At 62.3% G+C, this 20,015-nt stretch carries 20 protein-coding genes and 2 pseudogenes; 13 read left to right on the top strand and 9 right to left on the bottom strand.

The features are described from left to right. The first annotated feature begins 110 nt into the window (after positions 1–110). Positions 111–761 carry a DUF6624 domain-containing protein gene (locus ACHAC9_RS15405; protein ID WP_435760933.1) on the top strand — a complete coding sequence of 217 codons (651 nt, stop codon included), beginning with the start codon at positions 111–113 and terminating at the stop codon, positions 759–761. A gap of 59 nt (positions 762–820) precedes the next feature. On the opposite strand, the gene ACHAC9_RS15400 is transcribed toward ACHAC9_RS15405, so the two are convergent. Beyond that, a complete protein-coding gene (locus tag ACHAC9_RS15400) occupies positions 821–1,840 on the bottom strand; it encodes a zinc-binding alcohol dehydrogenase family protein (protein WP_435760931.1) in 1,020 nt (339 codons plus the stop codon). A 166-nt stretch (positions 1,841–2,006) separates the two neighbouring features. On the opposite strand from ACHAC9_RS15400, the gene ACHAC9_RS15395 reads away from it, so the two are divergent. The 5 genes and pseudogenes from ACHAC9_RS15395 to ACHAC9_RS15375 all read left to right on the top strand — a co-directional run bounded on the left by ACHAC9_RS15395 (position 2,007) and on the right by ACHAC9_RS15375 (position 7,061). Then, complete coding sequence (locus tag ACHAC9_RS15395) at positions 2,007–2,531, top strand: (2Fe-2S)-binding protein (protein WP_435760929.1); 525 nt, start codon at positions 2,007–2,009, stop codon at positions 2,529–2,531. Continuing rightward, the gene (locus ACHAC9_RS15390; protein WP_435760928.1) at positions 2,528–3,559 is read left to right on the top strand and encodes an FAD binding domain-containing protein; all 1,032 of its coding nucleotides are present in this window, start codon (positions 2,528–2,530) and stop codon (positions 3,557–3,559) included. The genes ACHAC9_RS15395 and ACHAC9_RS15390 overlap by 4 nt, the downstream gene beginning before the upstream one ends. Further along, complete coding sequence (locus ACHAC9_RS15385) at positions 3,552–5,840, top strand: xanthine dehydrogenase family protein molybdopterin-binding subunit (protein WP_435760926.1); 2,289 nt, start codon at positions 3,552–3,554, stop codon at positions 5,838–5,840. The genes ACHAC9_RS15390 and ACHAC9_RS15385 overlap by 8 nt, the downstream gene beginning before the upstream one ends. Positions 5,841–5,879: 39 nt before the next feature. After that, positions 5,880–6,304, top strand: a pseudogene (locus ACHAC9_RS15380) (DoxX family protein). Between the two features lie 10 nt (positions 6,305–6,314). Continuing rightward, positions 6,315–7,061 carry an SDR family oxidoreductase gene (locus tag ACHAC9_RS15375; RefSeq protein ID WP_435760924.1) on the top strand — a complete coding sequence of 249 codons (747 nt, stop codon included), beginning with the start codon at positions 6,315–6,317 and terminating at the stop codon, positions 7,059–7,061. 4 nt (positions 7,062–7,065) lie between these two features. On the opposite strand, the gene tssG is transcribed toward ACHAC9_RS15375, so the two are convergent. From tssG to tssE, 3 genes are read right to left on the bottom strand one after another with little or no spacing between them, the layout of a single operon-like run. Further along, positions 7,066–8,151 (bottom strand): type VI secretion system baseplate subunit TssG, encoded by a 1,086-nt coding sequence (tssG, locus tag ACHAC9_RS15370; RefSeq protein WP_435760923.1) that lies wholly within the window; start codon positions 8,149–8,151, stop codon positions 7,066–7,068. Continuing rightward, positions 8,115–9,956, bottom strand: coding sequence for a type VI secretion system baseplate subunit TssF (tssF, locus tag ACHAC9_RS15365; protein WP_435760921.1), 1,842 nt, complete (start codon positions 9,954–9,956; stop codon positions 8,115–8,117). The genes tssG and tssF overlap by 37 nt, the downstream gene beginning before the upstream one ends. Before the next feature lie 5 nt (positions 9,957–9,961). Beyond that, positions 9,962–10,450 (bottom strand): type VI secretion system baseplate subunit TssE, encoded by a 489-nt coding sequence (gene tssE, locus ACHAC9_RS15360; RefSeq protein WP_435760919.1) that lies wholly within the window; start codon positions 10,448–10,450, stop codon positions 9,962–9,964. Positions 10,451–10,667: 217 nt separating this feature from the next. Between tssE and tssK the strand changes: the two genes are divergently transcribed. From tssK to ACHAC9_RS15340, 4 genes are all read left to right on the top strand, one after another. Next, a complete protein-coding gene (tssK, locus tag ACHAC9_RS15355) occupies positions 10,668–12,008 on the top strand; it encodes a type VI secretion system baseplate subunit TssK (RefSeq protein ID WP_435760917.1) in 1,341 nt (446 codons plus the stop codon). Positions 12,009–12,117: 109 nt separating this feature from the next. Then, a complete protein-coding gene (locus tag ACHAC9_RS15350) occupies positions 12,118–12,381 on the top strand; it encodes a PAAR domain-containing protein (RefSeq protein WP_435760915.1) in 264 nt (87 codons plus the stop codon). 11 nt (positions 12,382–12,392) lie between these two features. After that, entirely contained in the window at positions 12,393–13,664 is a 1,272-nt protein-coding gene (locus ACHAC9_RS15345; RefSeq protein ID WP_435760914.1) for a hypothetical protein, read from the top strand. A 121-nt stretch (positions 13,665–13,785) separates the two neighbouring features. Continuing rightward, the gene (locus ACHAC9_RS15340; RefSeq protein ID WP_435760913.1) at positions 13,786–14,214 is read left to right on the top strand and encodes a hypothetical protein; all 429 of its coding nucleotides are present in this window, start codon (positions 13,786–13,788) and stop codon (positions 14,212–14,214) included. 166 nt (positions 14,215–14,380) lie between these two features. Here ACHAC9_RS15340 and ACHAC9_RS15335 read toward each other — a convergent pair. Next, positions 14,381–14,877, bottom strand: a pseudogene (locus ACHAC9_RS15335) (LysR substrate-binding domain-containing protein). A 247-nt stretch (positions 14,878–15,124) separates the two neighbouring features. Here ACHAC9_RS15335 and ACHAC9_RS15330 point away from each other — a divergent pair. Next, positions 15,125–15,394, top strand: a complete 270-nt coding sequence (locus tag ACHAC9_RS15330) for a hypothetical protein (protein ID WP_435761298.1) — start codon at positions 15,125–15,127, stop codon at positions 15,392–15,394. Beyond that, positions 15,276–15,578, top strand: coding sequence for an HAD hydrolase-like protein (locus ACHAC9_RS15325; RefSeq protein ID WP_435760911.1), 303 nt, complete (start codon positions 15,276–15,278; stop codon positions 15,576–15,578). Before ACHAC9_RS15330 ends, ACHAC9_RS15325 begins: the two co-directional genes overlap by 119 nt. A gap of 191 nt (positions 15,579–15,769) precedes the next feature. Here ACHAC9_RS15325 and ACHAC9_RS15320 read toward each other — a convergent pair whose 3' ends face one another. The 3 genes from ACHAC9_RS15320 to ACHAC9_RS15310 are packed head-to-tail and all read right to left on the bottom strand — an operon-like array spanning position 15,770 to position 17,284. Continuing rightward, positions 15,770–16,297, bottom strand: a complete 528-nt coding sequence (locus ACHAC9_RS15320; protein WP_435760909.1) for a sterol desaturase family protein — start codon at positions 16,295–16,297, stop codon at positions 15,770–15,772. After that, positions 16,290–17,066, bottom strand: coding sequence for a fatty acid desaturase (locus ACHAC9_RS15315; RefSeq protein ID WP_435760907.1), 777 nt, complete (start codon positions 17,064–17,066; stop codon positions 16,290–16,292). Before ACHAC9_RS15315 ends, ACHAC9_RS15320 begins: the two co-directional genes overlap by 8 nt. An 11-nt stretch (positions 17,067–17,077) precedes the next feature. Further along, positions 17,078–17,284, bottom strand: a complete 207-nt coding sequence (locus ACHAC9_RS15310; RefSeq protein ID WP_435760906.1) for a hypothetical protein — start codon at positions 17,282–17,284, stop codon at positions 17,078–17,080. Positions 17,285–17,933: 649 nt separating this feature from the next. Between ACHAC9_RS15310 and ACHAC9_RS15305 the strand changes: the two genes are divergently transcribed. Beyond that, positions 17,934–18,233, top strand: a complete 300-nt coding sequence (locus ACHAC9_RS15305; protein WP_435760905.1) for a hypothetical protein — start codon at positions 17,934–17,936, stop codon at positions 18,231–18,233. A gap of 1,367 nt (positions 18,234–19,600) precedes the next feature. On the opposite strand, the gene ACHAC9_RS15300 is transcribed toward ACHAC9_RS15305, so the two are convergent. Beyond that, positions 19,601–19,903: a hypothetical protein gene (locus tag ACHAC9_RS15300; RefSeq protein WP_435760903.1), complete on the bottom strand. Its 303-nt coding sequence runs from the start codon at positions 19,901–19,903 to the stop codon at positions 19,601–19,603. Between the last annotated feature and the right edge of the window lie 112 nt (positions 19,904–20,015).

Below are 20,015 nucleotides of genomic sequence, written 5' to 3'. Positions count from 1 at the left end.
GGGGTCTCCGGGTCGGCATGGTGGTTCAGGCATTATGCGTCCGCTGCTCCCGGTCCGGCACACGACGAACCGCTTATGTTACGCTTTATTCATTGTTTTTTGAGAACGAGATGATGGGAAGTCTTCGCAGCTTGCAGTTCCTGGTTCCATTCGTTGCCGCCATTCCCGTGCCGGCGCAGGCCGCGCCGGTATGCGCATCGTATGCGGACCAGCTGGCGGTCATGGTGGAAGCGGCCGAGGCCGTGCGCAGCCGTGTCGATTACCTGGCGCCGCTTGAAGATCCGGTGGCGGCGCGCCACCGCGCACAACTGGAACTGGTCGAGCGCGACAATGCGGCGCGCCTGGTCAGCTTGATGGCGGCCTGCGGCTGGCCGCGCCACAGCGTGGAAGGCGTGCAAGCGGCGCGCAGTGCCTGGCTGGTGGCCCAGCAACGCAGCGAGGATCTAGGCTTCCAGCGCCAGGTGGTGCGCCAACTCGAGCTGGCCGCGCTCGATGATGAAGCATCCATGCTGCATCTCGCCACGGCCTCGGACCGGCTGGCAGTCAGGGAAGGCCGGCCGCAGCGCTACGGCACCCAGCTGCGCCAGGTGCATCCCTGCGCCTGGGACTATTACCCGTTCGACGATCCGGCGCGCGTCGAGGCACGCCGCAAGCGGCTCGGCTTGCCGTCGCTGGAAGCGCACAAGCGCGCCATCAACACGATGATCATCACGGAAAATTGCTCCGCACCAGGCCTGGAAACCGGAACCGTAAAACGCTGAAACATACGATTTATATTGTTTATTTTGTATAAATAATATAAACGATATGATGTTTAACTTTAGCCTCCAAAACCCTCGAGTACCACCTTGCCGCTGGCCGCGCCGCTTTCGATAAAGGCGTGGGCGCGGCGCAGGTTCGCGGCAGTAATGGCGCCCATGTTCCGGGCCAGCGTGGTGCGGATGCGCCCGTCCTCGACCAGCTGCGCGACCTCGTTCAGCAGGCGGTGCTGGGCCTGCAAATCCGGCGTGTTGAACAGCGAACGGGTAAACATCAGCTCCCAGTGCAGCGAGATGCTCTTGCGTTTCAGGAGGCGCACGTCGATCGGTTCCGGGTCGTCGATCAGCGCCAGTTTTCCCTGCGGTTTGATCGCATTCACGAGCGCATTAAAATGTTTGTCCGTGTGGGTCAGGCTGATCGCGTAGTCGACTTCGCCGAGACCCGCGTCGGTCAAGGCCGTGTCGAGCGGCGTGCTGTGGTCGATTACGTGATGGGCGCCGAAAATGCGCGCCCACTCTCTCGTCTCGGGGCGCGAGGCGGTGCCGATCACGGTCATGCCGGTCAGCTGGCGCGCCAGTTGCACCAGGATCGAGCCGACGCCGCCGGCGGCGCCGACCACCAATAACTTTTCGCCGGCATGGCCACCGAATTCCAGGCCCAGGCGGTCGAACAGCAATTCCCAGGCCGTAATCGCGGTCAGTGGCAGGGCCGCCGCTTCGGCAAATCCCAGCGTGGTCGGCATGCGCCCGACGATGCGCTCGTCGACCAGCTGCAGTTCGCTGTTGCTGCCCGCGCGGTGGATCGCCCCGGCGTACCAGACCCGGTCGCCGGGACGGAACAGCGTCACTTCCGGGCCGACGGCGCGCACGATGCCGCTCGCGTCCCAGCCCAGCACCTTCGGTTCGGCCTGCGCCTGTGCCGGCAAACCACGCCGCACCTTGGTGTCGACCGGATTGACGGACACCGCATGGACGTCGACCAGCAGGTCGTGGCCGGTGGCTACCGGGTCGGGAAGAACGATGTCCTGCAGGGCATTCTCGTTGTCGGCGGGCAGGGATGCGAATGCGGCGATGGCTTTCATGATGACCTCTTGTCGGATTGAATGGGCTCTAGTGTAGCCACTGGGCTAATTGTGCGCCGGTTACCACGCGCTTGCCACTAAGATGGTCGTAACGGAATGACAACAGCATTCCACACTGCCTGCCGCTTGCGCATGCCACTGCACCCGACCCCGGAAAGGATTCACCATGACCGCTCCCGAGCGCTATCCGCTCACCCTGCGCATCAACGGACAGCAACACGACATGGAACTCGAAGCCTGGGTGACCCTGCTGGACCTGCTGCGCGAGCGCCTCGACCTCACCGGTTCAAAGAAGGGCTGCGACCACGGCCAGTGCGGCGCCTGCACGGTCCTCGTCGACGGCAAGCGCATCAATTCCTGCATGACGCTGGCCGTGATGCAGAACGGCCGCGAGATCACCACCATCGAGGGCCTGGCCAAAGATGGCCAATTACATCCGCTGCAACAAGCCTTTATCGACAACGATGCCTTCCAGTGCGGCTACTGCACGCCGGGCCAGATCTGTTCGGCCATCGGCCTGATCAACGAAGGGCAAGCCAAAACGGTGGCCGAAGTGCGCGAACTGATGAGCGGGAACGTGTGCCGCTGCGGCGCCTATCCCGGCATCCGCAAGGCGGTGTGCGCGGTGGCCGGCATTACCGACCTGGACAACGCCGTGCGCCCGGTCGTGACCGGAACGGTGCCCGCATGAATCCATTTACTTTTGCCCAAGCCGAGAACGCCGAGGCCGCCCTCGCGCAGGTTGCGGGAAACGCCAGCTTCGCCGGCGAAGCCGTGCGCTTTATTGCCGGCGGCACCAACCTGATCGACCTGATGAAAGAGGGCGTGATGGTGTCGAGCCGCCTGGTCGACATCAACCGCCTGCCGCTCGACGGGATCGAGGAAGACGGCGACGGCCTGCGCCTGGGCGCTACTGCCCGCAACGCCGACACGGCCTACCACCCGCTGGTGCGCGAACACTATCCGCTGCTGACGGCGGCGATCCTGGCCGGCGCGTCTCCCCAGCTGCGCAACATGGCCAGCAATGGCGGCAACCTGCTGCAGCGAACGCGCTGCTATTATTTTTATGATGTTGCCACGCCCTGCAACAAACGCGATCCCGGCAGCGGCTGTTCCGCGATCGGGGGCATCACCAAGCAGCACGCCATTCTCGGCGCCAGCGCCCACTGCATCGCGACCCACCCGTCCGACATGTGCGTGGCGCTCGCCGCACTCGAGGCCACCGTGCATGTCGAATCGGCACGCGGCAAACGCAGCATTCCGTTCGCCGAATTCCACCGCCTGCCGGACGACGCACCGCAGTACGACACCGTGCTCGAAGCCGACGAACTGATCACCGAAATCACCCTGCCGGACGCGCGCCGCTATGCGCGCCACTCGGCCTACATCAAGATCCGCGAGCGCCTGTCGTATGCGTTCGCGCTGGTGTCGGTGGCGGCGGCGCTCGATATCGGCTCGGACGGCATCATCCGCAGCGCCCGTATCGCGCTCGGTTCGGTCGCCCATAAACCGTGGCGAAAACCGGAGGCAGAAGCGCTGCTCGAGGGGCAGCGCGACGATCCTGCCCTGTTCGGCCGCGTGGCCGACCTGCTGCTGGAAGGCGCCGTCGGCCAGGGCCACAACGATTTCAAGATAGGGCTGGCGCGCAAGGCCATCGTGCGTGCGCTGCAGACCGCGGTGCAAGGCACCGTCACCAATACCGGAGAGCCCCATGACTGACCTGATCCAGGCCCTGCACACCCCCGTCGCCGAACCGGGCACCGGGCAAGTCGTCACCGGCGGCGCCGTCTCGCGCGTCGACGGCCGCGCCAAGGTCACGGGCGCGGCGCGCTATGCGGCCGAATACCCCGCTCCCGATTTACTCTATGGCGTGGTCGTCAGCGGCGCGATCGCCAAGGGCCGCATCCTCGACATCGATATCGAGGAAGCCATGGCTTTGGACGGCGTAGTCGAGGTGATGAGCCACCTGAACCGCCCGAAGGTGCGTTCCTTCGACATCGCCTACAAGGACATGACGGCGCCGGCCGGCTCGCCCTTCCGCCCTTTGTACGACGACCGGATTATTTATAACGGCCAGCCGGTGGCGCTGGTGCTGGCCGAGACCTTCGAGGCGGCGCGCCGCGCGGCGGCGCTGGTGCGCATCCGCTACGAAGAAGAAGACCACGACACGCGCCTGACGGCGAACCTGGACCGCGCCTACAAACCGCGTCCGCTGAAAGCCGGGTATGAGCCGCCGCCGCCGGAAAAGGGCGATGCCGAGAAAGCCTTCAAGGCCGCTCCCGTCAAGATCGAGGCCGAGTTCTATCACGGCGTCGAGCACCACAATCCGCTCGAACTGTTCGCCTCGACCGTGATTCGTGAAGAGAACGGTCACCTGACCATCTACGACAAGACGCAAAGCTCGCAGAACAGCCGCTGGTATGTCTCGCACGTGTTCGGCCTGTCAAAGGACAAGGTCACGGTGCGCAACCCGTACGTCGGCGGCGCCTTCGGTTCCGGCCTGCGTCCGCAATACCAGTTGACGCTGGCCGTGATGGCATCCCTGAAATTAAAACGCTCGGTGCGCGTGCAGCTGACGCGCCAGCAGATGTTCAGTTTCGGGCATCGCCCGGAGACGGTGCAATGGGTCAAACTCGCGGCCGACCGCGACGGCACGCTGCGCTCGATCCAGCACGAAGCGATCGCCGAAACCTCGCAGATCGAGGATTACATCGAGGTCGTGGTGAACTGGTCGGGGCTGCTGTACGCCTGCGAGAACATCAAGCTCGGTTATAAACTGGTGAGCCTGGACCAGTACACGCCGCTCGACATGCGCGCCCCTGGTGCGGCACACGGCATGCATGCGCTGGAAGTGGCGATGGACGAGCTGTCGTATGAACTCAAGATGGACCCGCTCTCGCTGCGTCTGAAAAACTACGCCGAACGCTCGCCGGTCGACGACAAGCCGTATTCGAGCAAGGAGCTGCGTGCCTGTTATGAACAGGGCGCCGAACAATTCGGCTGGTCGCAACGTCCGCTGGCGCCGCGCGCGCGCAAGGAGGGCTCGGAATTCGTCGGCTGGGGCATGGCGACCGGGGTCTGGGATGCGATGCAGATGTTCGCCCGCGCCAGCGCCGTGATGCATGCGGACGGCACACTCGTGGTCTCGAGCGCGGCGACCGACATCGGTACCGGCACCTACACCGTGATGGCGACGATCGCCGCCGAAGCCATGGGTATGCCGCTCGAGCGCGTCAAATTCCAGCTGGGCGACTCGACCCTGCCGGCCGCGCCCATCGAAGGCGGCTCCTCGCACGTGGCCACCGTCGGTTCGGCCGTGGCCGGCGTGTGCGACAAGCTGCAATTGACGCTGCTGCGTTATGCCCAGGCGGACCCCGACTCGCCGTTTCGCGACAAGCGTTTAAGGGATGTCGAATTCAAAGGCGGCGTGATGCGCCTGAAGAAGGACCCGAACACCTTCATTTCGCTCGGCACCATCGTCGGGCGCAGCGGGCGCGAGCGGATTGAAGAAAAATACCTGATGCTGCCGGCGATGCTGAAACAGCGCAAATTCCGGCGCCTGGTGCACTCGGCCGTGTTCGTCGAAGTGCGGGTCGACGAGGAACTCGGCGTGGTGCGCGTGACGCGCGTGGTCAGCGCGATTGCGGCCGGACGCATCATGAACACGAAGACAGCGACCAGCCAGATCGTCGGCGGCGTGGTCTGGGGCATCAGCCAGGCGCTGCATGAAGAAAGCCATACCGACCACCGCTTCGGGCGCTTCATGAACCACAATTTGTCGGAGTACCACGTCGCGGTGAACGCCGATATCCACGATATCGACGTCGTCTTTGTCGAGGAGGACGACCGCATCGTCAGCCGCCTGGGGGCCAAGGGCGTCGGCGAGATCGGCCTGGTCAGCGTGGCGGCGGCGGTGAGTAACGCGATCTATCATGCGACCGGCAAGCGGATCCGCAGTACGCCGATCACGCCCGAGAAGGTGCTCGCCGGTGGTCCGTAAGGCACAGGTGACATCAGGAGCGATTCCATGAGAACCGAGATGCCCCACGCGAATGCCGCCATCGACACCGCGCGCGAAGACCTCGGCCGGCTCGTCTTGCGCGTCTCCCTGGCGCTGCTGCTGCTGCACGGCGTGTCCAAGTTACTGGGCGGCGTCGGCTTCATTACCGGCATGCTCGAAAAAATGGGCTTACCAGGGCGATTGACTACCGGGTGTACGTCGGGGAAGTCATCGCGCCGCTGCTGATCCTGGTCGGCGTGTGGACGCGCCTGGCCGCCCTACTGGTGGCCGGCAACATGGTGGTCTCCGTGCTGCTGGTGCATACGAAGGAATTTTTTACCATGACGCAGAGCGGCGGATGGGCGCTCGAATTGCAGGGAAGGTACTTCTTTGCGGCGATTGCGCTTGCCCTGTTAGGGGCGGGCCGCTACAGCCTCGGCGGGCGCGCCGGCAAGTGGAATTGAAAGAGAACCCATGACACAACTGAACGGAAAAGCGGCAATCGTCACCGGCGCCTCGCGCGGCATCGGAAGGGCCATTGCGCTGCGCCTGGCGCAGGATGGTTTTGCGGTTACGGTCAACTACGCCAGCCGCGCAGCCGATGCGGATGCGGTGGTCGAGGCCATCGTGGCGGCGGGCGGCCGCGCGCTCGCGCTGCAGGGCGACGTCGCCAAGGCGCAAGACTGCGCGCGCCTGTTCGACGACACCGAGAAGGCGTTTGGCGGCGTCGACGTCGTCATCAACAACGCCGGCGTGATCCAACCCGGCACGACCATGCTGGCCGACACCGATGACGCGCTCTATGACCGTATCTTTTCGATCAATACGCGCGGCACCTTCCACATGCTGCGCCTGGCCGCGACGCGCATGCGCGAGAACGGGCGCATCGTCAACTTCTCGACCAGCGCCATCGGTCTCGCCCTGCCGGGATATGCAGTCTACGCCGGCTCAAAAGCGGCGGTCGAAACGTTTACGAATATCTTTGCCAAGGAGTTGCGCGGAAAAGGCATTTCGGTGACGGCGCTGGCGCCGGGACCGACCGCGACCGAGCTGTTCCTGGACGGGAAACCGGCGGAACTGGTCGAACGCCTGGCCAGGGCCGCGCCGCTCGAGCGCCTCGGCACGCCCGAGGATATTGCGAACACAGTGGCGTTCCTGGTCGGCCCGCAAGGCGAATGGGTGAATGGGCAGACGCTGCGGGTGAATGGCGGGATCGTGTAAGCGTCTATTCCAGGCGCAAGCTGTAGTGCACGTCGTTGCGGTCTTTCTTCTGCGGACCGGCAACCAGATACGTCCCCCAGCCGAGGCGTCCGGCATGGCGTTCTCCGGACAACGTGGCGCCGTGCACGTCGGCTGCGCGCAGTACCAGTTCGACCTCGTATTCGAGGGTGAGCCCGGTGAACATCGTGGTCAAACTTTTCAGGGCACGCGCGGCCAGCCCGCCCGGAAGAAAAGCCTCGAACCCGGCGCCGTCGAGCGGCCCGACCACCAGGCGCAGGCGCAGATCGCGCTGCCAGACCCGCTCGCCGGCAATCGCGCACGTGCCGAGCGTCGCGCTGTCGCAGCCCAGGGTGCTCTGCTGCAGGGGCGGGACGGCGTACCAGGCGCCGACGAACTGTTCGACCTTGATCGGCTGCCCGAAATATTCGGACAGCACGCGCGCCATCTGCACGCTCGAGACGGGCCGCTGGCGCAGTGAAGCCGCGAAATAGCCGAGCGACTCGTCGCGTACGGCGCCATGCTCGGGCCGTCCCAGGCGCTGCCGCAACGCGGGGTTGCCCAGTCCAGCAAGCCCCAATAGCAGCGGCAGGAAACTGTCCTTGCCCCCAAGTTCATACTTCAGGTGCAAGCGGTACTTGCGCCAGGCTTCATAAAACAGCGCCAGCGAGCGGTTCGAAAAGGTGTCGAGGAAGGCGCGCGCGCCGTCGTCCTTGTCGGCAAATTGCTGCTCGGCGACGCGCTCGGTGTAATGCACCGGCAGCACGCCGTGATTACCGAGCAAACCCATGAAGGTCGGCGTGACGCGGATCCATTTCAAGGTGGACGCGCGCAGCGCCGCGCCGAGCGCCGCCGCGGTCGGCTCGATCGTGCGCGGTTCGGCCTGAATCGCCTCCAACTGGCTGGCCGGAAAGCGCAGCGAGGTCGAATTCTGAAAGCGCAGGAAGGCCGCGACGACACCGTGCTGGGGCGTGCCATGCCGGCGCAGCCAGAGTTCGAGCATGCGCACCGCCTGGAAGTACTCGAAGCGGTACGGTTCCCGGAACAGGCGCTCGATTACAGCAGGCTCAAATCGCCGCTTTTGGGGTGGCATGTGAATAACTCTTCTCCGGTTTTCGCCGAGACCAGCACCAGTTGGATAAAACTGTTGGCGTGCACGTACAGGGCCAGAAAACGCTCGACGATGTGGGCAAAGGCGTGGATACCGCTGCCGACAAAGGCTTCTTCATCGATGCACAGGCGCACCTGCACCCCGCGCACCAGGCAATTGAAAGGGTTCCCGGAAAGCCAGGCGCTGGTCGCTTTCTGTTCGATGGCGGTAATGCCGCCGATCTGGCGCTGCGAAGAGGGAGAGCGCGGCAAATCGTAGAGCGCCAGCATCTCGCGAAACGCCTCCACGCCGCCCGCGCTGATCGACAGGTGGTTCAGGGACAGGTGCGAAATCAGGCGCCAGTGCGCGCTGCGCCCGCTGGGAAAACGCCAGGAACTCGTCGGTTTGCGCAAAAAACTGATCGTGCGCACGTTTGATCCGCCCTCGAGGAACAAATCGCCCCCCTCCTGACCATAACTGAGCAGCGAAGGCAGGTCCCGGTTCGAGCAAGTCAGTTCCAGGTTCAAGGTATCGGTCTCGACCGCGGCGGGATCGAAATCGATGTCGACGATCGCAATTTGCGTTTCGAAACCGGGGCTGCGCTCGGCCAGTGTCTCGTCGCGCCGCATCGCCCAGTAATGGCCGTTCTGCTCGGGGGTCTGGGCATGCTGCAGCGAATAAAAGGGGCGAAACTGGATCACGCTTTCGCCTTGCGGCGTCTGGCGCACCAGGTTCACCGAATCGATCGATTGCACCTCGAAGGCAAAGGCGCGCCGGGCATCGGCCAGCACCGGATAGCTGGCGGTGGTATGCGTCAGGCGGATCGGCTCGCCGCGCTGGCGGAACAGGTTGATGACCGGTGTACAGCCGAGCAGCACGTTGTTCGTCGACAGGGTACCGAGCATGCGCGCCGTGTTCGAATCGCTGCGGATACCGGATAAGGCCAGGTGCAGCGTGACCGATTTCGCGCCGGGAACAAGCGCGCCCAGCATGGCCAGGTCGATGTCGAAAAAATTGAATTTCTCGGGGAAGCAAAAATATTCGGTCAGCAAACGGTAAGCGGCATGCGAGCGGGCCGGGAAATCGATCAGCGATTCGTCTTCGTCAAACCCGGCGGGCTGGATCGGAATGGCCGGCAGCGCCACCCAGCGCCCATTGTCGTCGGCTTCGGCATACGCCGCCACCGTGCGCATGAACAGGGCGTCGCGCAGGGCGGCGCAAAACGACGGTTCGCCATCGAGGAAGAAGCGCAGCCTGGGCAGGTCGAGCCCGTTAAAATCGATTTGCTCGACGCTGCCGGTCAGCGTAAAACTGATGCTGGCGCTGGCGCCGGCGGGAGGCCGCAGCGCGTCGGGCGCACGCAGGATGTCGGAAAAACGGGCGCCTGTCAGCGTCAGCGGGGCAATCGCCACCGGATAGACGGTGCGAAAAATGCAGGCGGCGCCGCGCACCGGGCGCGTGGCGAGCTGGGTGCCGCGCGGGATGGTGGCGGCCGCGCTCTGCTGCTTGGACGCGCCCGTCACATCCATGCGCGCGATCGAGCACGAGGGAAAGGGCCGCAGGTAATGCGGGTACAACACATCAAACAAGGCTTCCGTGAATTCCGGGTAGTCGTCGTCGAGCCGCTTGGCGATGCGCGCGTTTAACAAGGCGAACGACTCGATCATGCGCTGCGTGTGGGGGTCTTCGCATACCTCTCCGCTGATCAAGAGGCGGCCGGCGATTTTCGGATAGCGTTCGGCGAATTCGCGCAGGTTGCGGCGCAGGTAGCCCAGTTCGCTTTCGTAATACGGCAGTAGTTGTTCCAATTTTTTTATGCTCCCGCCGGCGCGGCGCGCCCGGCCTTGCTGATGCTGTAACTCAGGGTCGATGGCTGCAACACGGCATCGAAATTCACGGCTTCCTGCGAGGTGCTGGCCACCAATACCCCGGTGATCGAAAAGTCGAGCCGGTTGACGGCGCCATGGCGCATTTCCAGTGAAGCCTTGACCTTGCGCAGGCGCGGCTCATGGCAAGCAATGGCCTGTTCGATGCATTCACAAATAAACGCACGGTCCGACGGGCTCGACAGGGACAGCTCGGCGAAATCCTTCATGCCATAGCTGACGATCGAGCTGGCGCACTCGGGATAGGCTGTCAAGAAACCTTCGGGCAGCACCGCGCGGGTATTCAACAAGGCTTCCAGGTCGCGTGCCACGGCATCCTTCATGTCCTCGATCGACAGGCGCGACAGGTTGCCGCTGCCGACGCGCAGCGGCACCCCGAGCAGGCGGTCGAACAAGCCTGGCGTAAAACCTTTCATCCGATTCCCCTGTTGAAGGCCGACAAGCTCCGTAGTGTTACCGCGCACGCCTCCCCAAACGTTGAAAAAAAATAAGGAAACGCCATCGCCCGTTGTGGCGTTGTGCAAACCAGACGTTTGAGGAATCGCAAATCCCGACCGGGGAGGGCAGTGCTACTGTTTCCGTTGGTAAAAGTTGCGCGCAACGGAACATCACATACGAGGGATGACAGCCGACATGACCAGCAAAGTACTCTGGGGAGAGGGTTTATTGCTGCGCCCCCAGCATTTCCAGCGCCAGGACCAGTACCACGAGCACTGCCTGCAAAAAGGCATCAAGGCGGTGCATCCGTATGCCTGGGGCGTGGAACGGCTGCAGGTCGACCGCGAAGCCCTGGCGAACAATGTGCTGCGCATCCTCGACCTCGCATTGCGCTTCCAGGACGGAGAACTGGTCGACGCGCCGAACACGGATAGCCTGCCCGACACGGTCGACCTGAGCACCCTGCAGCAATCCCAGCAAAGCGTGACGTATTACGCCGCGCTGCCGGGCTTGAAACCATTCAGCGGCAATGTTGCGACCCAGGGGCAAGCCGCCAATACCGCCCGTTTCATCCAGGTGAACCAGGAGACGGCCGACCTCTACACGCAAGCGGCCCCGGTGCAACTGGCCTACCTGAAAAAATCGGTGCGCCTCGTTTCCGACACCGATCCGCGCGACGCCTACGTGCACTTTCCCTTGCTGCGCCTGCGCCGTGCGACGGTCGGCGGCTTCGAACTCGACCCGACGTTTGTGCCGCCGAGCCTGTCGATCGGCGCTGCGCCGCCGCTGTTCCAGCAATTGCGGCGCCTGCTCGACGCGCTGCAGGCCAAGGTCAGCGCCCTGTATGGCCACCACCGCGAGCCGAGCCGCAACGTGATCGAATTTCGCTCGGGCGACATGTCCTCGTTCTGGCTGTTGCATACGGCCAGTTCGGCCTACGCCACATTGAGTCACCATTTTCATCATCCGAGCCTGCATCCGGAGCGGCTGTACGAACAATTGCTCGATGTCGCAGGCGGTTTGATGACCTTTTCGAAAAGCTGGACCCTGGCCGATTTGCCGTCCTACCAGCACGGCGATCCGGGCCCAGGTTTCACCAAGCTGCACACGATCATCCGCGAATTGCTCGACACCGTGATCTCATCGAAGTATTTCGCGATCGCCCTGAGCGAGGTGCGGCCGTCGTACCACATCGGCGCCATTGACTCGGGCAAGATCGACGACAAGACGATCTTTTATATTGCCGTCTCGGCCGACATCCCGGCCGTGCAGCTGGTCGACGTCGTGCCCCTGCGTTTCAAAGTCGGGGCCCCGGACGACGTCGAAAAATTCGTCCTGTCGGCGCTCCCGGGCGTGCGCCTGCAATACACGCCGCAACCGCCCGCCGCCCTGGCGGTGCGGCCCGACACCTGCTACTTCATGCTCGAATCAAAAGGGCAGATGTACGAGCGCATGCTCAAGGCGCAATCGATTTCGCTGTATGTACCAGCCGGGATGAAAGAATTAAAACTGGAGCTGCTGGCCGTGACGGCTTGACCACTGTCATCGACCGTAGGGTGGAGTCCTGACTCCACGCGGATTCAACCACCACCAACAGCACAGGCAACAGCCCCGCGCACCCGGACTGACCTGATTGGAGACCTCCATGTCCGGACCATTAATCGTACTCGGCGACAAAACCTCCCACGGCGGCTCGGTCATCGAAGCCTCCCCCCACAGCGACAGCGGCGGCGTTCCCATCGCGCGCATCGGCGACAAGACCGTCTGCCCGAAACACGGACCGAACCCGATCGTCAGCGGCGATGCGACCTTGATCATCGACGGCCAGCCCGCTGCCCGCCACGGCGACAAGACCGCCTGCGGCGCCTCCCTGATCGCCAGCCAGCAGGCCACGATCGACAACATTTAATTGACAAGCCCATGCCCTCGACCACTGCCCCGCCGTCACGCCCACTGCCCGGCTGGCTGAAACGCGCCCTGTTCGCCGCCGGTATAGTCCGTCCCAAGGCCGCTGCCCCTGCCGCCGGCGCAGCTGTGCAGCCGGCGCCGGCCAGTGCACCGTCCGCGCTCCCTCTGGCGATCCTGGCGGCGGCCCTGCGCGCCCCGCACGGCGCTTCCCCGGAAGAGCTGGCAGCGGCGATTGCAGGGAACAAGGCGCGCCTTGACCTCGATCCGGAACTGGTCGACGACGACGGTTTTCCCATCGTGAGCGCGCGCAGCGACGCCGCAGTCGATGACGCGGTCAAGGACGAGATCGCCGAATGGCTGATCTTGAGCGGCATGGCAGAGCTGCACCTGGACGAGGCGCAGTGGCGTGCATTGACCCTCGGAACCGCCGTGGTGCGCGACCTGGCGGGTGAGGCGCTCATGCAATGGATGCCGGCGCAAAACGCGCCGCCGCCATTGCGCTTGATGACGATCCTGCCGGCCAGCTGGACAGTCGAACAGCGCCATGCGGCGGGACTCTGGTTCAAGCATACGGTGGGGCAATTCGGCTGGCCTGTGGACCATTTGACCCGGATCGACGTCGCGCCCGACGCCGCCCCTGCCGGCATCCTCGGCCAGTGCGCTGTCGACAGCCAGGTGCCGAATAGCCGCGTCGCCACCATGCTCGTCGCCTGCGATTCGCATATCGAGCAGGAGACAGTCGACCGCTGGGCAGGGAACAACTCGCTGTGCACGACGGCGCGGGCCGGGGGCCGTATTACCGGCGAAGGCGCAGCCGGCGTGCTGCTCACCAGCCTGGAAAGCGCCCGCCAGAGCGCCGACGCCGTGTTCGCCCAGCTGTACCCGCTCTCTGAAACGCGGCGGGAAGTCCCGGGCGACAGCGCCAAACGGCTTGACCCACAACGCCTGGTGGACCTGGCGGAGCGTGCCGTCCACGCGGCAGGCAGGCAGCTGGCGGACGTCGCCACGCTGGCCGCCGACACCGACCACCGCGCCAGCCGCACTCTGGAACTGATGGGACTGGCGTCCTCGGCGCTGCCGCAGCTCGATGGCACGACGGACGTCTTGCGCGCGGGCGCCACGACCGGGACCTGCGGCGCCGTGCCCTTCCTGTGCGCCCTCGCACTGGCGCGCCACGCAGCCCTGGCGAGCAACGCGCCGGCCCTGTTCGTCAGCAACGACGATCCGCTTACCTGCACCATGGCGCTGGTCGGCCCGCCACTTCCACCCGCCATGCCGGCATGAACCAGGCTTCATGAACACGCCGTGCGAAGGCGCCTACAGACTTTCAGCCCGCGCTCCTATTCGTGTGCCGCCATAAACGACTACCATCGAACCCACGGTCAATCACGCCAGGGAGTCAATCATGGTTGGGAACAAGCAATTCGATATCGGCGCCAACAACAACGGCACCCATAACCCGGGAACGCGCGGACCGGATTCGCTGTCGGGCAGGTCCGATCCCGCCGATCCGGATACCGGACAGCGCCAGGGGGACGCCGGCCACTACACCGGCGCGCCAGGCAAGGATAGCGAACGCGCGGGCGGCATCGTCAGCGCGCCGCCGGAGAGCAATGTCGGGCCGGCGGGCGCGCCGCAAAGCAGCCGCGGCAGTGCCAGCACGGACGTGTCACGCGAGACAAGTGCGGCAGCAGGGGGCGGCAAGCCTGGCACCCCGGCCGCAGGCAATGAAGACGATCAGGGCAAATCGGTCGATGCGTCCATGACCGGTACGGGCGTCGACGCGCTGGCTGAACAAAGCCCGGACAAGCCGGGCGGCGCCGACGCGCGCTGAACTGGCAGCGAGCGCAGCGCTACCAAGACAGGAACGATTGGCAACACGAATGCCGCTGGCGACAACGGCATAAAAGCCGCTCCTTCCACATGCCGGTAGGAGAAAGGAGGATTACATCGAGCGCATGCTGCGCAATGTGACGCCTTACCTCCCGCAGCCAGGCACATCAAGCCCATGACCTGATCAGGGATGCCGCCTCGGTCATCATGAAGTCTTTAAGAACACCCGCTGCCGGCGACAGCCGTTTGGCTGCCAGATGCGTGATATGCCAGTGGCGCACGATCGGCAGTCCTTCCATATCGACCAGGGCGAGGTGTCCGGAACCGAGTTCCTGACGAATGGTCCTGAGCGACAAACAACTCATCCCCATTCCCGCCATCGCCGCCTGCTTGATGGTTTCGTTGCTCGGCATTTCCATCACCACCGGGGGTGAATACCCTGTTCCGCGAACAGGCGCTCCATCGCCTGTAGCGTTCCCGAGCCGTTCTCGCGCACGACGAATTCCTGGTCGTTCAGGATCGACAGCGGGGCGTTGCGGCGCCGCGAAAAGGGGTGGCTTGGGGCGCAGATGACGCCCAGCGGATTGGTCGCGAACGCGTAGGCGACGCAATCGATCGTCTCCGGCGCACGTCCCATGAGCACCAGGTCGACTTCATTGCGCATCAATAAAGCCATGATGCTTTCACGATGGTGAATTTGCAGGCTGACCTCGATATCCGGGAATTATTTGCGAAACAGCACCAGCAGCATCGGCACGAAATAGTTGGCGGTGCTGACCATCGCCAGTTCGACCCGCCCCTTGCGGATGCCTTGCGGCGCCGCCATCGCGGGTCGACAGCGCGCCGGACATTTTCGAAGCCGTCAGGCGCCTGTTGCTGGGCTTGGGCGCGCCTCCCTGTCGTTTAATGCCGTGCGCGGCTTCATCGGCCATGGCGTGCCGACCCTGATCCGGCGCGTGCTGCGCGCGAGTAGCGCCACCCGCATCGACGAGGTGCTGGCGCTGGCGCTGTTCCAGCGCCACTACCGGGACACCAACGGGCGCTACGGCGACGTGTATCGGCGTGCGCGCGGGTCTCGCAGCCTTGCAGCAAGCCGGCTACTGGCTCGGCTGCGTCACCAACAAGTTTCAGGAGCCGACCGCTGCCTTGCTGGACATCCACGCGCTGGCGCCCTGGTTTGACGTCGTGGTGGCGGGTGACACACTGGGCCAGATGAAACCCGCTCCGGAACCGCTGCTGCACGCCTGCCGCGCCCTGCAGGCCAGGCAGGAGATTTCCAATCTCTATATTGTCGGCGGGCGCTCATCCAGGAGCCGACATTCCCGGCGTGGTTGGCCCTGCCGACGCGATCGGCCTGGGCGATAGCAACGGAACGGCGCATTTACCGCGCTATTGGCAGCAAGCTCCGAGCAAGTGGTCCGGCAGTCTGAGACCAGCGCGTCTCGACCACTACGATCAAAAAGCTTGCTCTGCTCGGCGTTGATTTGGAGGACGTGGCCGCAACGCGCATCATCATGCGTGAAACACCGCGCAAAGACCTGTGGCAGCGCCCTTGATCAGTGCCCGGATGGGCACTGGTTCTGGTCTTCTCCAGCGCTGGTGGGAAAACTCCGGCTGTTGTCCTGCAGCTTCTTGCGCAGCATGACGGCAGGCTCGGCATAGACGAATCCAAATGACACACAGCCATCTCTGCCCTTTACTGCGTGATGCAATCGGTGGGCCTGGTAGACGCGCTTGAGGTAGCCTTTGCGCGGCACATACTTGAACGGCCAACGCTGATGCACTAGACCGTCGTGCATGAAAAAATACAACACGCCGTAGATCGTTATGCCAACGGCGATCCACCACAAAGGCCACAACCAAGTTCCTCCGAAGTACAGTGCAATGGAGAACGCGGCGAAAACAACAGCATAGAGATCGTTTTTCTCCAGCGCCGCGTCATGCGGTTCGTGGTGGGACTTATGCCAGCCCCAGCCCCAGCCATGCATGATGTGCTCGTGCGACCAGGCCGCAAACCATTCCATGAAGGCTACGGCCCCCACCACGAGCATCATGGGGATAAGGTAATGCAACAGGCTATTCATTCTCGACCTTAGGATATTGCAGGTTGATTGTCGACCGGCGGTGCGCCGGCAGTTTCCACCACGACACCCATGGCGCGTCGTGGTGCTCATGATGGTAGCCGAAATGAAAGCAGGTCAGCAGGGATATGAAATGCGAAAGGTCGTTGCTGCGGGCGCAGTGCCGATCGTCGAACGGTATGTCATCGACGCGGTGCGGACGATAGGTGCCGAAATAGAATAGCTGCACAGATGACAGCAGCGCGGGCAAAGCCCAGAAAACTAACATGGTCGGGAAGCGCTCACGCAGGATGAACAAGTAGATGACCACGGCGACGGTCAGCATCCCAAATTCACGCCAGCCAAAGTAGTGGCGAAAGAATTTGAAGTACCACGGCCAGAAGCTACTGGAATGATCGATATCGAAATCGGGATCATCGGCCGTGCCGGCATTACGATGGTGGGCGTGATGGTTTTCGTAGAGCTTGTTATATGAAAAGCCGGCATAGATGAAGACGCAAAAGCAGCCGATGGCGCGGTTCAGCCACGGATGCTGCGGCGCCAGCGAGCCGTGCATCGTGTCATGGGCGACAATAAACAGGCCAACGCTCAGCCAGCACTGTAGGGCAACGACAACAGGTGCCGCGAGCCAAAGCCATGTCGCCGCCCAGTCGACCAGGAAGATCGCGCCGACATGGACGGCCAGCCAAGTGCCTATAACCAGGCTCGCAAACACCAGCCCGACCACTGTAGTAGCACTGCTGACCCGGCTATCGATCGTCGATGTCGCCATGTTGGATATCCCTAGGACCGAAGCGTTAACCTGGACACCAGCAGGGCCAGCGTCGTACCCACGATGGCCACGTCCAGTAGCCAGCCCAGTTCCGGCAGCAGATCCATCAGGTCTTCTCCGCGCCAGAGCACACTATGATAGGCCTCGATGGTCCAAGCGTTCGGCGCGTACCAGCCGATATCCTGCAGCCATGGTGGCAACATGTATGGTAGAACCATGTTTGATTTTTACGGCCGAATGCTAACATAGATACGTGCTTGGGCTAGCGGGAGACGTCATTCGCAACTGATTCCACGAATAAACCTTGACATTGTCTTCAGCGGGAAAGCGGGTTCGCAGGGAATTTTCGGGTTCGACGAAATCTTCTTTGAACAAGCGACTCTCCCGGAGCGCGATATGGAAGAGATCGACTTTGCTACGCATTTGCTTGGTAAACGGATCAGCGTCCCTTACTGGTCAGCTCGATGACTATCCTTCCGGTTATCCCGTTTTTGAGGTGTTGGATAGTGGCTGGGCGTAGGAAGAAGACAAGCGCCTCGGCTATACCCAGAAGCAACGCGAATGGATAATCGTGACGGCTGGTGCCTGTGTCAGTGTCTTTTCAAAACACGAATCAGAGATTCGTGAGGCAGTCTGACCTGTAGCTGCCTAGCTATTGACACTACGTGGCCGCCTTCTGTCATCCATTCGCATACGCTTTGGCTGTATCGACGCACTACCAGCCTTTGTACCTTGATCACCGGTGATTGAGTCGGGCCGGCATAGCTGCGCCCTAAGACGGATGCTGACCAGCCATGTGCAGGCGCTCTAGCTAAACTAAGCTGCGACGCAGCCATTCGGGTGCGGTTCTCTGGATGAGGGGAGATCATGAAAGACGAAGCGCGATCAGGCTACAAGCCGGTACAGGACGATGTGCTGAAGACATTGGGCGTTGCAGTAATCGCGGGACAGGGTGTGGAGCGCCTGATGAGCACGTGCCTGACGTTCCCGTTGCACGGCAAGCCACTGCAGACTGTGGAACAGCTTCAGGCCCTGCTTGTGCTGCATTCGAAAGCCACTTTGGGGCAACTGCTCAAGGCGCTGCGGCAGCGGCGGATCTCCATCCCACCTTCGACGACCAGTTGGATCGCTTCCTCCAATGTCGCAACGTCATCGCGCATCGGCTAAACGACGTCCCCGGCGGTTTTGACCTACATTCCGATGAGGGACGGGGAAGGCTAAAGGCTTTCCTGCTCCAGTACATGGATGACGGTCAAAACGTCAGTATGGTGTTGCTGGGCGTGTTGCGGGAATAGGCGCGTCAAGAGGGCATTGATCTTCCAAGCGAGCGATATTTGAGCCAGCGAATGCAGGACCACCTTGACGCCAATGTCGTGCCGAACCTGGAAGTCTTGATCAGGTCCAAAGAACTTGGCGCGTAGCCAAAAGTCTTAAATGCGGATTGACGTGTCCCACCTTGCCCGGTGCAACCGGCAGATTGGCAGCAACCGGCCTATTCCGTTGAAAAACTCGGGCAAGAATGACGCCGCTGGACTCGCTCCCAAAATTAGGTACAAACTGTACCTTCTGAAGCTGAGCCAGATGTTCACGTGCTTTAGCATGATGTTCTATTAAGCGTGTGAAATCTCGGGCCATGGGCGCCTGTCCAAACTTCGATTGATCGAGAAAGAGCATGCAAACTAAAAAAAAGCCCATGTGGCCAAATCATGGCACACATGGGCTGCTACATCATGTAACTGTTTAACGCCGTTTATTCAGCCAAACTTTGACGAACTTAGTTCTTAGCTGACAAACATAATTTGCGGTTGACCGACATAATTCAGTCTGTTCAAGGTGTCGTGAAGTGACAAATAATGTGGGGAATTCTCCCTAATCGGTCAGGTCATTGCGGATAATTTTTAGCGGTTGAGCTTTGCCCTCCCGCCGCGACTGGCGCCCTTCAAGTACGGTGCCTGCCAAGTAAAGGCGGCGGTTGCAGCGCACCTGATGTGACCAATAGCGGCACCAGCCCGAAGCGGCGCTTCAGGTGGCGGTCCATAGCCGCTTGACCGTTCCCGGTACTTCTTCAGAATCACTCACTGTTGCTTCGCGCCGACCGGCCAAGTACGCTTAATACTGCTGGCCCGGATCACATACATTGGGTGAACTCCCGATATGCGGTTCGATAGATTTCCCGGAATCAAATAATCTTCTTGGTCCGAAGAGACCTGACGACTTCGGCGGCTCCGAATCCAGGCAATAGTGATACTAGAATGACCCTCGGAATCTGTTTGGTAAGGATCGCCCACGCCTTGTAGCATCGTGTCGAACGCGGGCGTTGGCTAGGGCCGCGCGATCATCGATACGTGGGCGTCCGCCTTTCGGCGATCGCAATGAGCCGGAAGATGAGCTGCTATAAGCGACCGCAGGTCTTCAGGAAGTAGTGCTCGGGCGATGGCATCAGTCCGTCTACGAACAAGGAGGCTATGTTAGTGCCTGGACTGAGCCTGCGAAGGTCCGCAATCGACCCGAAGCAGCCATTGACCCTGACTCGGCTAAGCCTCTTTAAGATCGCGGAACCAAGCCGGCCAGTCATCATGAACTGCGTAATGGGCGACGAACTCAGCGGCTGTTTTTCCGCTGACCTTTTTCTCAGCCAAATAGCTTAATTGGGTGATTAGGTCTTCGTGATCGAGTACTACTTCGAAGCCCTCATTTGCGATCTGCGAAGGAACGCAAAAGTCATCCGTAAGTGCGATGTACTTTGCCTCACTGCCCCATGTGAGTGGCGGTTTGGCGACCAATAACATGTCGTCCGACACCTCGCGCACTTTCGCTACTGCTTCTTCCAGATTCACCTCTTCTCTCCTACGTCACGTTCTTGACCACATGATAGTTGTCCACTCGACGTTGTCTTAGTCCGCTTTTGGCCGGTAGCAGTCTGCCAGCGAATGACCGCAACCGACCCAG

Origin of the sequence: Massilia sp. CMS3.1 (assembly GCF_051262535.1) — a bacterium.
Taxonomy (GTDB): Bacteria; Pseudomonadota; Gammaproteobacteria; order Burkholderiales; family Burkholderiaceae_D; genus Telluria.
The sequence above is the reverse complement of the archived record's forward strand: the minus strand, read 5'-3'. Positions and strand labels throughout refer to the sequence as shown.

Excerpts from the sequence above, each read along its gene's own strand:
- ACHAC9_RS15405 (WP_435760933.1), top strand. The coding sequence starts at position 111 with ATGATGGGAAGTCTTCGCAGCTTGCAGTTCCTGGTTCCATTCGTTGCC.
- ACHAC9_RS15400 (WP_435760931.1), bottom strand. The coding sequence starts at position 1,840 with ATGAAAGCCATCGCCGCATTCGCATCCCTGCCCGCCGACAACGAGAAT.
- ACHAC9_RS15395 (WP_435760929.1), top strand. The coding sequence starts at position 2,007 with ATGACCGCTCCCGAGCGCTATCCGCTCACCCTGCGCATCAACGGACAG.
- ACHAC9_RS15390 (WP_435760928.1), top strand. The coding sequence starts at position 2,528 with ATGAATCCATTTACTTTTGCCCAAGCCGAGAACGCCGAGGCCGCCCTC.
- ACHAC9_RS15385 (WP_435760926.1), top strand. The coding sequence starts at position 3,552 with ATGACTGACCTGATCCAGGCCCTGCACACCCCCGTCGCCGAACCGGGC.
- ACHAC9_RS15375 (WP_435760924.1), top strand. The coding sequence starts at position 6,315 with ATGACACAACTGAACGGAAAAGCGGCAATCGTCACCGGCGCCTCGCGC.
- tssG (WP_435760923.1), bottom strand. The coding sequence starts at position 8,151 with ATGCCACCCCAAAAGCGGCGATTTGAGCCTGCTGTAATCGAGCGCCTG.
- tssE (WP_435760919.1), bottom strand. The coding sequence starts at position 10,450 with ATGAAAGGTTTTACGCCAGGCTTGTTCGACCGCCTGCTCGGGGTGCCG.
- tssK (WP_435760917.1), top strand. The coding sequence starts at position 10,668 with ATGACCAGCAAAGTACTCTGGGGAGAGGGTTTATTGCTGCGCCCCCAG.
- ACHAC9_RS15350 (WP_435760915.1), top strand. The coding sequence starts at position 12,118 with ATGTCCGGACCATTAATCGTACTCGGCGACAAAACCTCCCACGGCGGC.
- ACHAC9_RS15345 (WP_435760914.1), top strand. The coding sequence starts at position 12,393 with ATGCCCTCGACCACTGCCCCGCCGTCACGCCCACTGCCCGGCTGGCTG.
- ACHAC9_RS15340 (WP_435760913.1), top strand. The coding sequence starts at position 13,786 with ATGGTTGGGAACAAGCAATTCGATATCGGCGCCAACAACAACGGCACC.
- ACHAC9_RS15320 (WP_435760909.1), bottom strand. The coding sequence starts at position 16,297 with ATGAATAGCCTGTTGCATTACCTTATCCCCATGATGCTCGTGGTGGGG.
- ACHAC9_RS15315 (WP_435760907.1), bottom strand. The coding sequence starts at position 17,066 with ATGGCGACATCGACGATCGATAGCCGGGTCAGCAGTGCTACTACAGTG.
- ACHAC9_RS15310 (WP_435760906.1), bottom strand. The coding sequence starts at position 17,284 with ATGGTTCTACCATACATGTTGCCACCATGGCTGCAGGATATCGGCTGG.
- ACHAC9_RS15305 (WP_435760905.1), top strand. The coding sequence starts at position 17,934 with ATGAAAGACGAAGCGCGATCAGGCTACAAGCCGGTACAGGACGATGTG.